Origin of the sequence: Ectothiorhodospira haloalkaliphila ATCC 51935, assembly GCF_000633935.1 — a bacterium.
Taxonomy (GTDB): domain Bacteria; phylum Pseudomonadota; class Gammaproteobacteria; order Ectothiorhodospirales; family Ectothiorhodospiraceae; genus Ectothiorhodospira; species Ectothiorhodospira haloalkaliphila.
Window position 1 is genome coordinate 106,190 of the sequence record NZ_KK214995.1, and the last position, 15,008, is coordinate 121,197.

Below are 15,008 nucleotides of genomic sequence, written 5' to 3' on the forward strand. Positions count from 1 at the left end.
CATATGTCGCGAATCATCACCGGACTGGTGCTGGTCCTGGTGCTGATCATGCCCGGGCTCGCGCTGGGGGCAGGTTCCATTGCCTTTGTGAACATCAATCGTGTCATGGATCAGTCGCCCCAGGCGGAAGCCTCACTGAGTGCCCTGGAGGAAGAATTCGCCCCCCGGGATGCGGAACTGGTGGCCGAGCGTGACGCATTGCGTCGCTTGCAGCAGCGCCTGGAGCGGGATACGGACATCATGGGTTCAGAAGAGCGTCTTGAACTGGAGCGGGAATTTCGCAACCGCTCCCGAGAGTTCAAGCGATCCCAGGACATGTTTCAGGAAGACCTGAACGTTCGCCGCAATGATGAACTGGCCCGTCTGCAGCGACTGGTGCACAACGTGATCCTGGAGATCGCGAAAGAGCAGGGCGTGGATCTCGTGGTGACCGAACGCACCGTCCTGTTTGCCAGCGATCGTATCGATATCACCAGCAAGGTGCTGGACGAGTTGCGCCGGCAGCATCGGAACGGTGGTTGATGGGGATGACGGGGACCGTCATCACGCTTGGCGAGCTCGCAGAGTCTCTGGGTGCCGAACTGCAGGGGGGTGAGCCGGGTACGCGAATGCATTCGCTGGCCCCCCTGGAACGGGCTGGTCCGGGCCAGTTGGCCTTCATGACCCATCGTCGTTATCAGGACGCACTCATCCGCACTCGCGCCGGTGCAGTGATCCTCTCCCCCGAACACCTGCCCCATTGCCCCGTGCCGGCCCTGGTGTGCCAGCAGCCCCATGTGGCCTATGCACGGGCCGCACGATGTCTTCATCCGGATCCCGTGGCCTTGCCCGGCATTGCCCCCAGCGCCTGTGTCAGCGATCAGGCCCAGGTGCATCCCACGGCCGAGGTGGGCCCGCAGTGCGTGGTGGAGGCTGATTGCCTTGTGGGGCCGGGGGTGATCCTGGGGCCGGGATGCATACTCCAGCAAGGATGTCAGGTGGGCGAGGGTTCGCGACTGGTGGCGCGAGTGACCCTGGGCCCCCGAGTGCGGCTGGGAAGACGCAACCTGGTGCAACCGGGGGCGGTCATCGGCGCGGATGGCTTTGGTTTCGCCCGGCAGGGGGAAGCCTGGCTCAGAGTCCCGCAGGTGGGCAGTGTGCTGGTCGGTGACGATGTGGAAGTGGGCGCCAACACCACCATTGACCGGGGTGCTCTGGATGACACGATCATCGAGGATGGGGTCAAGCTGGATAACCTCATCCAGGTGGCGCACAACGTCGTCATCGGGGCGCACACCGCCGTGGCCGGTTGCGTGGGCATTGCTGGCAGTGCGCGTATTGGCCGGCGCTGCGGCATCGGTGGTGGTGCAGGTATACTGGGGCACCTGGAGATCGCGGACGATGTCACCGTGACCGCCATGACGCTGGTGACGCATTCCATACGGGCACCCGGGGTCTATTCTTCCGGCATGCCTCAGGCACCCGCCCGGGAATGGAATCGAAGCCTGGCTCATCTGCGGCGGCTGGGGGAGCTTTTTCGCAGGGTGAGGGGGCTCGAGCAGGGGGGCGATCCGAATGGCAGGCAGCGTCGCTGAGGCCTTTCATCGCCGCAATGCGGTTTTTCTCGGATAAGAACAGGACAATAATGTGGATCAAATGACCATACATGAGGTGCTGCGATATCTGCCGCACCGTTTTCCTTTCCTGATGGTGGACCGGGTGCTGGACTATCAACCCGGTGATTACATGAATGCCATCAAGAATGTCTCTTTCAACGAGCCTTATTTCCAGGGGCACTTTCCGATTCGTCCGGTGATGCCCGGTGTGCTCATCCTGGAGGCCCTGGCTCAGACCACCGGTCTGCTCGCCTTCAAGACTCAGGAACACAGCGGCGAGTCCGGTGACAAGCAGCAGCTCTATCTGTTCGTGGGCATCGACGAAGCCCGTTTCCGTCGCCAGGTGGAGCCTGGGGATCAGCTGCACCTGTACGTGAAGCATGTGCGTACCGTGCGTGGCATCTGGCGTTTTGAGGCAGAGGCCAAGGTGGATGGCAAGGTGGTTGCCACGGCCACACTCATGTGTGCGGGCAAGGACGTGGAATCATGATTGACTCCCGTGCCGTTGTGGACCCCGGCGCGCGGATAGAAGAGGGCGTCAGCATTGGCGCCTTTTCCATCATAGGGCCCGACGTGAAGATCGGTCGAGGCACCTGGATCGGTCCCCATGTGGTGATCAACGGGGACACCACCCTGGGGGAGGATTGCCAGGTATTCCAGTTTGCCTCTCTGGGGGAAGCACCTCAGGACATCGGCTATCGGGGTGAGCCAACCCGCCTGGTGATCGGTGATCGTAATATCATCCGCGAATTCACTACCTTGAGCCGCGGCACCCCGAAGGGTGGAGGCTGCACCCGGGTGGGGTCGGACAACCTCATCATGGCCTATGTGCACATTGCCCATGACTGCGAGGTGGGCGATCACGTGGTGTTCTCCAATGCCGCCTCGTTGGCAGGCCACTGCCATGTGGGGGATCGGGCGATCCTGGGTGGCTTTACCCTGGTGCATCAGTTCTGCCGGGTGGGTACTCAGGCCTTCACCAGCATGGGGGCCGCCCTGAACCGGGATCTGCCGCCTTACTGCCTGGCCAGCGGCAACTATGCCCGGGCGGTGGGTATCAACAAGGTGGGCCTGAAGCGGCGTGGTGTATCACCTGAGGCGGTGCGCGCCCTGCATCGGGCCTTCAAGCTGCTGGTTCGGGGCCGGGATCGGTCCCAGGGGCTTGAGGCCGTGGCTCCTCTTGTCCAGGCTCATCCGGAGGTGGCCGCCTTCGTGGACTTCATCCAGAACAGCCCTCGCGGCATCATCCGTTCCGGTCGTCGCGGCGAGGGCTGAGGAATCAGGGACGGGGTTGAGCCCCTGCTATTGCCCGCCCCCTGATCCGGAATCCTTGTCCTTGAGGCGCACATCCAGAATGCGCACGCTTTCCACCGCCTCCACCTGATTGGGAGCAATCAGGCGCTCAGCGAGGCTCTTGACGTCAGCCAGTTTCACCTTGCTCAGGTTAACGTCCAGTTCAACGGTTACTTCCACTTTCACGGTGTGACCTCCTCGCTGCAGGGCGTGTTCAGATGCTGGGGGCAGTGGTGTGGGTCGGGTCCAGCATGTCCCGCAGGCTCATGGGATCGGCGATCCCGGGCAGCTTGATGCTGCCACCGTCGCGACCGATGATGCCCACCTTGCCATAGCCCAGGAGTCGGCCCAGCCGGCCTTGAGACAGTCCGGCAGCCCGGATGTGGTCAAGTTCCAGCGTGCGCTTCCTCCGAAAGAGTGTGCCTGTCACCGTGATCAATCGTCGGTCGGTGACGGACACCTCGGTATTGAGGAAGATGGCCAGCGCGCGGGCCATGACCCCCGGTACGATCACCACATACACCACGGCGGCAACCACTTCACCCCCAAGGCCAAACGGACCCAACACCAGCAGGATGCAGAAGGTGAGGAGCTGGATGGGCGGCAAAAAGATGGCCCAGTGGGTGTCGGCGCGGAACAGGATATCCTCGTCAGGTTCCAGGAGGTCCTCGGTGACCTCGTCACGACTCAGGGAGAAGGACACCAGGGCAGCCACCATGGCAGCCGGCAATAGCAGCGTACCCGCAACCAGCAGAGTGGTGCCCAAGGGCGTGCCGAAGAAGTTCAGCCCTGCGAACACGTTGATGGCGGCGGCCACCAGCACCCCAGCGGATACGAAATTCAGTCGCCGTTTCCACCGTCGACTATTGGGCAGCGACTGGCAGGGGCGCGAAGGCCACCAGCGGACCAGCATCACGATCAGGGTGATGGGGAACAGGACGATAAAAAGGCTCAGGGAGAACAGGGCCGCCCGGCCCAGGAAGACAAGCGACCCCATGAGACTGAGCAGGGTGCACCAGAACAGCACGTGGGGAAGCCAGCGGCTCCAGAAGCTCCTTTTTTTGCGCTTTTCGTTCAAGGCCAGACTCCGGTGGGCATCTTGAGTATTTTCCCCTTTGGGGGATTGCCCTATTTTGCCTGAGTATCCACCGGATTGTCCCTGTATCGGCGGTTACGAGTCCTTGATCTGGTCCTCGGCCTTACCCTCTCCTTTCTCGGGTTTGTCGACGCCGCGCAGTTCCTTCACCCGATCCAGGCCCTTGCGTCGCTGCGCGTAGATCACCTCCAGCTTGGCGGCGATCTCGTCACGCTCCTCGCCCGCGGGAGCCTTGGGCAGCTTCTCGCGCAGGTCTCGCTCCTTGTGCTTGAGCTTCTTGAGCACCTTGCGGATGGAGTCAATCTCCTTACGCTGCGAGGCTCGGTCAGCATCCAGGAACCTGCCCAGCTTAGCGAGCAGTTTTTTCGTCGCCATGGGTATGATCCGGTTGGGGTGAGTCAGGTTCAGCACTGGCCATCCGCTCGATGTCGCTCGCGTCCAGCGCCAGCGCCCCCTCCGCGGCCTGCTCAGCCAGTGTACCGGTCTGGAGCAGTGCCTGTGCCGCCTCCAGGAGGTTTTCACACACCTCAGAGGCATACTTCTCATCGTTCAGCATCGATGTGGCAATGGCGGGGGATAATCGCCGGCTACGGACCATCCGGTTGATATCCGAGGTGAATCGGCGACCGGATTTCTCCATGCATAGCCTAAGGGAGTCCAGTGACAGGCTTGTGACAGTTTCGGGGTCCTGCTGCCGCAATTGCCGTATCTCCCGCAGCACCCGGGCAATGCGCAGGCGGATGTCGTCATAACCCTCCCGCACCGGCACGTTGGAGGACAGCCCGTAGCGTGACAGATTCTTGTGCAGGTGCTTGGTGGCCTTCACGGCCTCAACGATGTCCCGGCTGGCCTGCTGCAGGGCGTAGACCTGATTGATGGCGTATTCGGACAACTCCCTGCCCTGGATCTCGCTGGCAAAGGCGATGACCTCGTTATGCAGGCTCTTCACCTTGTGCTCGTACACATCATCCACGTCCAGCGGGATGATCCGGTGGGTCTTCTTCACCGCCTCCGTCAGGGAGTCGTCCGAGGCGATCACGGAGCGCCGCAGACTCACACCGTGGGCGATCAGGTCGTGGGCATTGTCATATAAGTGCCCCACCTCCTTGCGCAGTGCGGTGAGGGCACTGGCCGGCGTTTCCAGGGCCCCCGGGTACAGATAAAGCGGTTGCGCCCGGGACTTGGGGGTGAATTGCACATAGCGCAGCAGCGCCCATTCCAGTTGCTTGATGAAGGGGGCCAGCAGCAATACCCCGAGCAGGTTGAACAGCGTGTGAAACAGCGCCAGCTTGAGAAGAAGATCGTCCTGGATCCCCATGAGCACGCTGAGCTGATCCACCACCCAGCCCATCTGTTCGATCAGGGCAATGGCCACCGCAGCGGTCATGATGTTGAAGATCACATGGGCCATGGCCAGGCGCTTGCCGCCCAGGTTGGCGGTCATGCCGCCGATGGCGGTGGTGACGGCGCTGCCCAGATTGGCGCCGATGGCCAGTGCCAGGGCCGCATCGTAAGTGATCTGGCCGGCGGCCAGGGCGGCAATGATCACCAGCAGGGTGGCGTGGCTGGACTGCATGATCACCGTGATGAGCACACCGATTCCGGTGAACAGCAGCACACCCCAAAGACCGGGCACCTCGTAGGCCGAAAGTTCGAAGGCCTGCTGGAAGGCCTCGAAACCCTCCTTCATGTAATGGATGCCCAGGAACAGGAACCCCACGCCCAGAGCCAGGTACCCCAGGCCCTTCACCAGCTTGGAGCGCTGCAGCAGCATGACCACGCCAAACACCAGGGCGGGCATCGCATAACCGGCGATGTCCACCCGAAGCCCCAGCCCGGCGATGAGCCAGGCCCCGGTGGTGGTGCCCAGGTTGGCGCCCATGATGATGCCGATCCCCGCCGCCAGCGTGATCATCTCGGCGCTGACGAAGGAGATGGTGATCAGGGAGACCAGGGTGCTGGACTGCATCAGCGTGGTGGAGCCGATGCCGAAGGCGATGCTTTTCCACAGCCGGTTGGTGGAACGGCGCAACACCCGCTCCAGGGCGCCGCCGGTGAAGGCCTTGAAGCCCTTTTCCAGGGAGATCATCCCGAACAGGAACAGGGCCACGCCGGCGGCAATCTCCTTGAAATGCGGGCTCACCCAGAAGCCATAGCCCAGGATGATGAACACCACCAGGAGCCAGTAGCGACGCGGGTCCAGCAGGTGGATGTGCATCTTCAAGGCGTTGCTGTCCTCACGGTTGTGGGCACCGGGCAGGCGGCGTGATTCACGTTTCCTTCAGCGTGCCTTCCCGTATCAATTCCAGGGCCATGCGGGCCACCTTGTCCGAGCCTCCGCCTTCGCCCAGACGTTCGCGAATCTCGGCCAGAGAGGCCACCACCTCCCCATGATACGCTTCATCCATGAGCAGTCTCTCCACTTCCATACCGATCTGCTCGGCATTGGCTTCATCCTGCACGAACTCCCTCACCACACGTTTTTCGGCGACGATATTGGCCAGGCCGATGTCCCGGATGAGGATCATGCGCTTGAGGATGGCATGAGTGATGGGCGAGACGCGATAGATGATGGCCATGGGGGTCTTGAGCAGGGCGGCCTCCAGGGTTGCCGTGCCCGAGGCGATGATCAGGGCCCGGCTCACCGACATCACGTCATGGGCCTGGCCGATCACCTGATGAATGCCCAGCGAGGCATCCACGTGGGGTGTGATGTCGGACTGGATATCCACCCCCGGTGCCAGGGGCATCACCCACTGAATGTCCGGGTGGCGTGCCCTTAGCCAGCGGCAGGTCTCCATGATGATGGGCAGGTGGCGTCGCAGTTCACCGGAACGGCTGCCCGGTAACAGACCGATCACCGGCCGCTGGGGGTCCAGTCCTAGAGAGGTCATGATCTCCTGGCGACTCCCCGAGGGTTTGACACTGTCCACCAGCGGGTTGCCCACGTAGCGCACGGGGATCCCGTAACGCCGGTAGACCTCCACCTCGAAGGGGAACAGCACGGCCATGGCGTCGATGACGCGGCCAATGCGCTTCACCCGGTGGGGTCGCCAGGCCCAGATCTGCGGGCTGACATAAAACAGCACGCGGATGCCCTGCGCCTTGGCCGCCCGGGCCAGGCGCAGGTTGAATTCCACATAGTCCACCAGTACCAGCAGGTCCGGCGGATCGCTGTGCAGGCGTTCCTTGAGGACGTTCAGGGCACGGCGGATCTCCCGGTACTGGGCGATCACCTCCCACAGGCCCACTACCGCGAGGCGGCGCGCGTCAACCACCAGTTCCACACCGGCCTCACGCAGGGCATTGCAGCCCATGCCCGTGTAGCGGTTGCCCGGGCTCAGGTCCTCCAGGGCGCGGACCATGGCGGCCGCATGCTGGTCACCGGAGGCTTCTCCGGCCACCACCATCACGTGCAGGGGTTGGCCGGCCTCAGTCAAGGGCGCCCCGGATGACCTGGGTGATGCGCTCGATGGATGCATCGGGCAACTCCGGATAGATGGGCAGGGACAGGCAGCGCGCGGCCACCGAATCGGTCACCGGCAGGTTCACTCCGGCGGTGGTGTCGGCAAAGGCCTTCTGACGGTGCAGGGGGATGGGATAGTAGATGGCGCAGGCGATCTGTTCGGCCTGCAGGGCCTTCATGATGACATCCCGCTGATCGCTGAGGATCGTGTACTGGTGGAACACATGGGTGCCCAGACCGTCTTCAAAGGGCGTGGACACGCCGGTACCGGCCAGCAGTTCGTTGTAGCGATGGGCGACGCGGCGGCGGCTGAAGTTGTAGTCGTCGATATGGGGCAGTTTCACCCGCAGGATGGCCGCCTGGATCTCGTCCAGGCGGCTGTTGTAGCCGATGCGGTCATGGTGATAGCGCATGTCGCTGCCATGGTTGCGCAGATTGCGCAGCATGGCCGCATGGGCCGCGTCACGGGTGGTCACCAGGCCGCCGTCTCCGTAACACCCCAGATTCTTGCTGGGGAAGAAGCTGAAGCAGCCGAAATCGCCCGCAGCCCCGGTTTGTTGAACGCCCACCCGGGCGCCAAAGGATTGGGCGCAGTCTTCCAGCAGCATCAGGTCGTGTTGCCGACAGAGCTGTTTCAGGGTGTCCAGGTCGGCGGGCTGGCCGAACAGGTGCACCGGCATGATGGCGCGTGTCTTGTCATTGATGGCCCCACGCACCTGCTCCACATCAATATTGAAGCTGTGGGGATCGATATCCACGAATACCGGTGTGGCACCCACGTAACGGATGGCCTCGGCGGTGGCAATGAAGGTGAAGGCAGGGGTGATCACCTCGTCTCCAGGCCCGATGCCGGCAGCCCTGAGGGCCAGATGCAGGGCGTCGGTGCCCGAGGAGCAGGTGATGGCGTGCTGGACGCCCAGATAATCGGCCAGTTCCTGCTCCAGAGTCTGAACATTGGGGCCCAGGATGAAATGGGTGCTGTCGAGCACACCCTGCACGGCGGCGTCGATGTCGCTCTTGAGATGCTGGTATTGGGTCTTGAGATCGACCATGGGGATCATGGTGGGGTCCTTCTGCAAACGAATCGGGTGTTGGGACGATCGGGCGAGGGGCTCAGCAGTCCTCGCCCAGCACATGGGCGCCGTGGCGCACCTGCTCGGTGATGCGAATGGCGGTTTCCAGGGCGCGTTGCCCATCCTCGCCGGAGACAATCACCGGCCCACCGTTCCGCACGGCTTCCAGGAACGCGGCAATCTCGGTCTTCAGGGCATCGCCTTCCTCGAAGATGCTGGTTTCGGTGGTCACTTCCGGTATGCCGGGGAACATCTCTCGCTCACCCAGGCGGTGGATGGACAGGCCGCGATTCTGGAAATCCACAGAGACATAAGCGTTCTTCTGAAAGATGCGCATCTTGCGCTCGCTCTTCAGGCTCACCCGGCTGGAGGTGACATTGGCCACACAGCCATTTTCGAATTCAATACGGGCATTGGCGATGTCCAGCGCCTCGGATAGCACCTTGGCGCCACTGGCGGCCACGGATTTTACCGGTGAGCGCACCATGTCCAGGATGATGTCGATATCGTGGATCATCAGGTCCAGTACCACATTCACGTCGGTGGCCCGGGGCTTGAAGGGGGCCAGCCGGTGAGATTCGATGAACAGGGGGGGGCAGCGCTGGTCGGCCAGATCCAGCAGGGCGGCGTTGAAGCGTTCCAGATGCCCCACCTGCAGGATGGCATTGTGCTCGCGGGCGATGCGGTTCAGCTCCGCCGCCTCTTCCACGGTGCTGGTGATGGGCTTCTCCACCAGTACATGAGTACCTCGCTCCAGGAAGTCCCGCGCCACCTGATAGTGCAGGGTGGTGGGCACGGCGATGCTCACCGCGTCCACCTCACCGAGCAGCTCCCGGTAATCGGTCACCCCGCGACAGTCGCAGTCCGCCGCCACCCGGGCGACCGCCTCGGCGTCAGTATCGGCCACGGCGACCAGATCGGCGTGGGAAAAGGCGGCGTACTTCTGGGCGTGAAACTTGCCGAGATAGCCGACGCCGATGACGGCGCATCGGGTTGGAGTCATGGGTTTTCCAGGGTTCGGTTTTCCAGGGATTTTCCGGGACGGTGCGTGTGGAACGGCCAGTCGTGGGGTGCCAGGATACACCGTCGTGGGGCGCCGGGCCGCTTGGCCATGCATCCATGCCGCTGATGCCCGTGGGGCTGGCTTTGCCTTGGCTGACCTGCTTAATTGATTGTTGATGGCATCATTTTAATGGATCGTGAGGGCCTTGTGGTGACGGAAGCGGAACTGACCCGATTGCTGGCACAAAACGACGTGGCCGGCGTGGATGAGGTGGGGCGCGGCCCCCTGGCCGGCCCGGTGGTGGCTGCCGCCGTGATCCTGGATCCTGCCCGCCCCATTGCCGGGTTGATGGACTCCAAGTCCCTGACACCGGCCCGCCGCGAGGCGCTGGCGGTGCTGATTCGTGAGCGATCCCTCGCCTGGTCCCTGGCCCTTTGCACGCCGGGGGAGATCGACGAGATGAACATCCTGCGCGCCACTCTCGAGGCCATGCGGCGGGCTGTGGCCACGCTGACGCGACCGCCAGCCATCGCACTGGTGGACGGAAATCGCTGCCCTGAACTCAACTGTGCCGCCTACCCGGTGGTGAAGGGGGATGGCCGCGCCCCCTGCATCAGCGCTGCCTCCATCATTGCCAAGGTTCACCGGGATGCCCTGATGGCCGACCTGGATCAGATCCATCCCGGTTACGGGCTGGCCACCCACAAGGGCTACCCCACGCGGGCCCATCGGGATGCCCTGGTCAGGCTGGGCCCCAGTCCATGCCATCGCCGCAGTTTCGCTCCCGTCCGGGAAGCCGGGATGCGCTGAGCCTCCCTGGCCGCAAGGCTGGATCAAGGGCCCCCCTCTGGCCTTATACTCCACGACTGTCCAGCTCGACCCAGCAGCCCCACGGCACCCATGACACCCAGTTTTGTTCATCTCCATCTGCATTCCGAATTCTCCCTGGTGGACGGCCTGGTGCGCGTCGGTGCCCTGGTGGATACCGCGCGGGCCAACGGCATGCCGGCCTGTGCGGTCACGGACCAGAACAACCTCTTTGGCATGGTCAAGTTCTACAAGGCCGCGCTCAAGGCCGGGGTGAAGCCCCTCATTGGCGCCGATGCCTGGGTGACGGCACCGCAGCCTGGAGAGCCACCCACGCGTCTGGTCCTGCTCTGCCAGGACAACGAAGGCTATGGAAACCTCACGCGCCTGATCAGCCGGGGTTATCAGGAAGGCCAGCAAAGCGGTGCTCCCATCCTGGAGCGAGACTGGTTCACCCCGGAGACCTGTCGCGGATTGATCGCCCTGTCCGGCGCGCGCGAGGGGGAAGTGGGTCGCGCCCTGCTGTCCAGCCAGCCGGACATGGCCCCGCCCCTGTGCGATCACTGGGCAGGGCTTTTTCCGGGGCGCTTCTACCTGGAACTGGTCCGCACCGGGCGAGAGGGCGAGGAGGATTACCTGCACGCGGCGGTGGAACTGGCTGCCACCCGTGGCCTGCCGGTGGTGGCCACCAACGATGTGCGCTTCCTCAAGGCCGAGGATTTCGACGCCCATGAGGCCCGTGTGTGCATCCACGATGGCCGGGTGCTGGACGATCCGAGACGGCCACGTCTGTACAGTCGGCAGCAGTATCTGCGCACCCCGGAAGAGATGGCAGAGCTCTTCAGCGATGTGCCGGAAGCCCTTGAAAATACAGTGGAGATCGCCAGGCGCTGCAACCTCACGCTGACCCTGGGGGAAAACTATCTACCCCAGTTCCCCATCCCTGACGGGATGACCACCGACGAGTATTTTCGCAGTGAGTCCCGCAAGGGGCTGGAGCAGCGCCTGGTCCGTCTGGTGGCCGAGGATGATCCGGATCGGGAGGCCCGCATCCAGACCTACAAGGACCGTCTGGAGGTGGAGCTGGACGTGATCTGCCAGATGGGGTTCCCCGGCTACTTCCTGATCGTGGCGGATTTCATCCAGTGGGCCAAGGACAACGGCGTGCCGGTGGGCCCGGGGCGTGGCTCCGGGGCGGGCTCCCTGGTGGCCTATGCCCTGAAGATTACCGACCTGGATCCAATACGTTATGAGCTTCTCTTTGAGCGTTTTCTGAATCCGGAGCGGGTGTCCATGCCCGACTTCGATGTGGACTTCTGCATGGAGAAGCGGGACAGCGTCATCGAGTACGTGGCCCGTCGTTATGGTCGGGAAAAGGTCTCGCAGATCATCACCTACGGCACCATGGCGGCCAAGGCGGTGGTGCGCGACGTCGGCAGGGTCCTGGGACATCCCTACGGCTTTGTGGACCGGATCGCCAAGCAGATCCCCATGGAGATCGGCATGACCCTGGACAAGGCCCTGGAGCAGGAGGAGGACCTGCGTCAGAGTTACCAGGATGACGAGGAAGTCCGCGATCTCATCGACCTGGCCCTGAAACTTGAAGGGGTGGCTCGCAATGCCGGCAAGCACGCTGGCGGCGTGGTCATCGCCCCCACCACGCTCACGGACTTCTCGCCCCTGTTCTGCGAGCCGGGCGGGCAGGGGGTGGTCACCCACTTCGACAAGGACGATGTGGAGGCCATTGGTCTGGTGAAGTTCGACTTCCTGGGCCTGCGCACCCTGACGATCATCGATTGGGCGGTGCACAACATCAATGCCCGGCGCAGGGAAAACGGCGAGGATCTGCTGGACATCAACGATGTCTCCCTGGAGGACCCGGATACCTTCAGCCTGCTCAAGCGCCAGGAGACCACAGCGGTCTTCCAGCTGGAATCCCGGGGCATGAAGGATCTCATCAAGCGCCTGGAACCCGATGATTTTGAAGACATCATCGCGCTGGTGGCCCTCTACCGCCCTGGCCCGCTGCAATCGGGCATGGTGGATGACTACATCAACCGCAAGCACGGCCGGGCCAAGGTGGAATACCCCCACCCGGCCCTGGAGCCCATCCTCAAGCCCACCCATGGGGTGATCCTCTACCAGGAACAGGTGATGCAGATCGCCCAGGTGCTGGCTGGCTACAGCCTGGGCGGCGCTGACCTGCTGCGTCGAGCCATGGGCAAGAAAAAGCCCGAGGAGATGGCCAAGCAGCGGGAGATCTTCCAGAAGGGCGCCGTGGAGCAAGGGGTGGAGGCGGACACCGCCACCTACATCTTCGACCTGATGGAGAAGTTCGCCGGTTACGGATTCAACAAATCCCACTCGGCGGCCTATGCGCTGCTCTCCTACCAGACTGCCTGGCTCAAATGCCATTATCCGGCGGCCTTCATGGCGGCGGTGCTCTCCGCCGACATGGATCACACCGACAAGATCGTGAATCTCATCGACGAGTGTCGTTCCATGAATCTGGAGGTGATCCCGCCGGACGTGAATGCCTCCAGCTACGAGTTCACCGTGCGCGATGCGCGCACCATCGTTTACGGGCTGGGCGCCATCAAGGGCGTAGGGGAATCGGCCATTCAGGTGATCCTGGACAGTCGTAACCAGGGCGGGTCGTTCAGCAGCCTGGATGACCTGTGCATGCGCGCCGACTCCCAGAAGATCAACCGGCGCACCCTGGAGGCCCTGATCCGCGCTGGCGCCCTGGATTCCATCGGCCCCAATCGGGCCACGCTGATGCACACACTGCCCCAGGCGCTGTCCCGCGCCGAGCAATACCTGCGGGATCAGAGCATGGGGCAGGAGGACCTGTTCGGGGATCTGGTCGCCCCGACACCGGAGGTGACGGCGACCGAGCAATGGCCGGAATGGGACGAAGAGAGTCGCCTGCTGGCGGAAAAGGAAACCCTGGGCCTGTACCTCACGGGGCATCCCATCATCCGCTATGAGGCCGAACTGGCGCAGATCACCGGCAAGCGCATCGCCGATCTGCTCAGCGACCTGGCCGACAGCGCCCCTGGCAATGGTGGCGGCAATGGGGGTGGCAACGGCGAGGGCGGTGGTTATGGCCGGGGTCGGCAGCGGGAGCAGACCGTGATCGTTGCCGGTCTGGTGGTGGCCATCCGCACCCGCAACGGCAACTCCGGACGCATGGCCTTCCTCACCCTGGATGACCGCAGCGGCCGGGTGGAGGTGGGTCTGTTCGGCGACGACTACAAACGCTATCAGAGTCTGCTGGTCAAGGACCGACTGCTGGTGGTGGAGGGCAGTGCCGGCATCGACGAGTTCAGTGGCAATGTGCGGATGCGCTGCCGTCAGATCATGGACCTGGACCAGGCCCGCGAACAGTTTGCCAAACGTGTGGAGTTGTCCGTGAACGGCAAGGCCAGTCCGGGCCTTCTCGAGGGGCTGCACGCGCATCTGGAGCCGTTCAGCGAGGGACCATGCCCCATCTACCTGAGTTACTGCAACGACCAGGCCAGTGCGCGCTTTCGGCTGGGGGCCCGCTGGCAGGTGCGCCCCAGTGAGGAACTGATTCATCGCCTGCGAGAGCTGCTGGGGGAGGAGTCAGTGCGGATTGTCTACCGGTGAGATCAAGATGCTGCGATGCACTTGAGACGAGTCAGTTCCCCGCGTGTACAATGCCCCTTTCCCACACCAACCGACAAGTCATCGAATGAACCCGGATTTCCTTGAATTTGAGCAGCCTATCGCCGAACTGGAAGCCAAGATCGAAGAGCTCCGGTTCGTGGGTGATGATGCGGAAGTGAACATCCAGGATGAGATCGCCCGTCTGGAGGCCAAGTGCAAGAGCCTCACCGAGTCGATCTTCTCCAAGCTCACGGCCTGGCAGATTGCCCAGCTGGCCCGTCATCCGCGACGGCCCTACACCCTGGATTACGTGCAGCACATGCTCACGGACTTCGAGGAACTCCATGGGGATCGCGCCTTTGCCGATGATCCGGCGATTGTGGGCGGCATCGGGCGCCTGGGGGATCGGCCCGTGATGGTCATCGGCCACCAGAAGGGCCGTGACACCAAGGAGAAGATATTCCGCAATTTTGGCATGCCGCGCCCCGAGGGTTACCGCAAGGCCCTGCGCCTGATGCAGATGGCGGAGCGGTTTTCACTGCCGGTGATCACCTTCATCGATACCCCCGGTGCCTACCCCGGCGTAGGGGCCGAGGAACGAGGTCAGAGCGAGGCCATTGCCCGTAACCTCATGGAAATGTCGGAACTGCGCACGCCCATCGTCTGCACCGTGGTGGGCGAGGGTGGGTCCGGTGGCGCCCTGGCCGTGGGGGTGGGTGACAAGGTTCAGATGCTGCAATACAGCACCTACTCGGTGATCTCGCCCGAGGGCTGCGCCTCCATCCTCTGGAAGAGCGCTGAAAAGGCTGCCGAAGCCGCCGAGGCCATGGGCATCATCTCCACCCGGCTCAAGGAACTGGGACTGATCGACGAGGTGATCAATGAGCCGCTGGGAGGGGCACACCGGAATCCGGACGCCATGTGCCAGACCTTGAAGGCGAATCTCCAGGAGACCCTGGACGAGTTGCAGTGCATGGATGTGGATGAACTGGTGGAGCGTCGTTATCAGCGCATCATGAAGTACGGACAGGTCAAGGAGTAA

At 63.1% G+C, this 15,008-nt stretch carries 14 protein-coding genes; 7 read left to right on the forward strand and 7 right to left on the reverse strand.

Annotation, left to right across the window (positions count from 1 at the left end):
• Window positions 1-3: 3 nt before the first annotated feature.
• The 4 genes from ECTHA_RS0100465 (at window position 4) to lpxA (ending at window position 2,870) form a co-directional block, all read left to right on the forward strand.
• Window positions 4-522, forward strand: coding sequence for an OmpH/Skp family outer membrane protein (locus tag ECTHA_RS0100465; protein ID WP_025281080.1), 519 nt, complete (start codon window positions 4-6; stop codon window positions 520-522).
• A 5-nt stretch (window positions 523-527) separates the two neighbouring features.
• On the forward strand, window positions 528-1,574 hold the full coding sequence (gene lpxD / locus ECTHA_RS0100470) for a UDP-3-O-(3-hydroxymyristoyl)glucosamine N-acyltransferase (protein WP_025281081.1): 1,047 nt from the start codon (window positions 528-530) through the stop codon (window positions 1,572-1,574).
• 61 nt (window positions 1,575-1,635) lie between these two features.
• The gene (gene fabZ / locus ECTHA_RS0100475; protein ID WP_128571863.1) at window positions 1,636-2,085 is read left to right on the forward strand and encodes a 3-hydroxyacyl-ACP dehydratase FabZ; all 450 of its coding nucleotides are present in this window, start codon (window positions 1,636-1,638) and stop codon (window positions 2,083-2,085) included.
• Complete coding sequence (lpxA, locus tag ECTHA_RS0100480) at window positions 2,082-2,870, forward strand: acyl-ACP--UDP-N-acetylglucosamine O-acyltransferase (protein WP_025281083.1); 789 nt, start codon at window positions 2,082-2,084, stop codon at window positions 2,868-2,870. The genes fabZ and lpxA overlap by 4 nt, the downstream gene beginning before the upstream one ends.
• A 27-nt stretch (window positions 2,871-2,897) precedes the next feature.
• Here lpxA and ECTHA_RS19705 read toward each other — a convergent pair whose 3' ends face one another.
• The 7 genes from ECTHA_RS19705 to ECTHA_RS0100515 all read right to left on the reverse strand — a co-directional run bounded on the left by ECTHA_RS19705 (window position 2,898) and on the right by ECTHA_RS0100515 (window position 9,526).
• On the reverse strand, window positions 2,898-3,074 hold the full coding sequence (locus tag ECTHA_RS19705; RefSeq protein ID WP_156946774.1) for a hypothetical protein: 177 nt from the start codon (window positions 3,072-3,074) through the stop codon (window positions 2,898-2,900).
• Between the two features lie 28 nt (window positions 3,075-3,102).
• Window positions 3,103-3,966 (reverse strand): PH domain-containing protein, encoded by an 864-nt coding sequence (locus tag ECTHA_RS18765; RefSeq protein ID WP_128571864.1) that lies wholly within the window; start codon window positions 3,964-3,966, stop codon window positions 3,103-3,105.
• A 93-nt stretch (window positions 3,967-4,059) separates the two neighbouring features.
• Window positions 4,060-4,359 carry a hypothetical protein gene (locus ECTHA_RS0100495; protein WP_025281085.1) on the reverse strand — a complete coding sequence of 100 codons (300 nt, stop codon included), beginning with the start codon at window positions 4,357-4,359 and terminating at the stop codon, window positions 4,060-4,062.
• Window positions 4,334-6,202 carry a Na/Pi cotransporter family protein gene (locus ECTHA_RS0100500; protein WP_025281086.1) on the reverse strand — a complete coding sequence of 623 codons (1,869 nt, stop codon included), beginning with the start codon at window positions 6,200-6,202 and terminating at the stop codon, window positions 4,334-4,336. The genes ECTHA_RS0100495 and ECTHA_RS0100500 overlap by 26 nt, the downstream gene beginning before the upstream one ends.
• Window positions 6,203-6,254: 52 nt before the next feature.
• Window positions 6,255-7,424, reverse strand: coding sequence for a lipid-A-disaccharide synthase (gene lpxB, locus ECTHA_RS0100505; RefSeq protein WP_275259900.1), 1,170 nt, complete (start codon window positions 7,422-7,424; stop codon window positions 6,255-6,257).
• Entirely contained in the window at window positions 7,417-8,511 is a 1,095-nt protein-coding gene (locus ECTHA_RS0100510; RefSeq protein WP_025281088.1) for a DegT/DnrJ/EryC1/StrS family aminotransferase, read from the reverse strand. Before ECTHA_RS0100510 ends, lpxB begins: the two co-directional genes overlap by 8 nt.
• A 52-nt stretch (window positions 8,512-8,563) precedes the next feature.
• On the reverse strand, window positions 8,564-9,526 hold the full coding sequence (locus tag ECTHA_RS0100515; protein ID WP_026623411.1) for a Gfo/Idh/MocA family protein: 963 nt from the start codon (window positions 9,524-9,526) through the stop codon (window positions 8,564-8,566).
• Window positions 9,527-9,715: 189 nt separating this feature from the next.
• On the opposite strand from ECTHA_RS0100515, the gene rnhB reads away from it, so the two are divergent.
• The 3 genes from rnhB to accA all read left to right on the forward strand — a co-directional run bounded on the left by rnhB (window position 9,716) and on the right by accA (window position 15,008).
• The gene (rnhB, locus tag ECTHA_RS0100520; RefSeq protein WP_051582515.1) at window positions 9,716-10,336 is read left to right on the forward strand and encodes a ribonuclease HII; all 621 of its coding nucleotides are present in this window, start codon (window positions 9,716-9,718) and stop codon (window positions 10,334-10,336) included.
• A 90-nt stretch (window positions 10,337-10,426) separates the two neighbouring features.
• Window positions 10,427-13,966, forward strand: a complete 3,540-nt coding sequence (gene dnaE, locus ECTHA_RS0100525; protein WP_025281090.1) for a DNA polymerase III subunit alpha — start codon at window positions 10,427-10,429, stop codon at window positions 13,964-13,966.
• Window positions 13,967-14,051: 85 nt separating this feature from the next.
• Window positions 14,052-15,008 carry an acetyl-CoA carboxylase carboxyl transferase subunit alpha gene (gene accA, locus ECTHA_RS0100530; RefSeq protein WP_025281091.1) on the forward strand — a complete coding sequence of 319 codons (957 nt, stop codon included), beginning with the start codon at window positions 14,052-14,054 and terminating at the stop codon, window positions 15,006-15,008.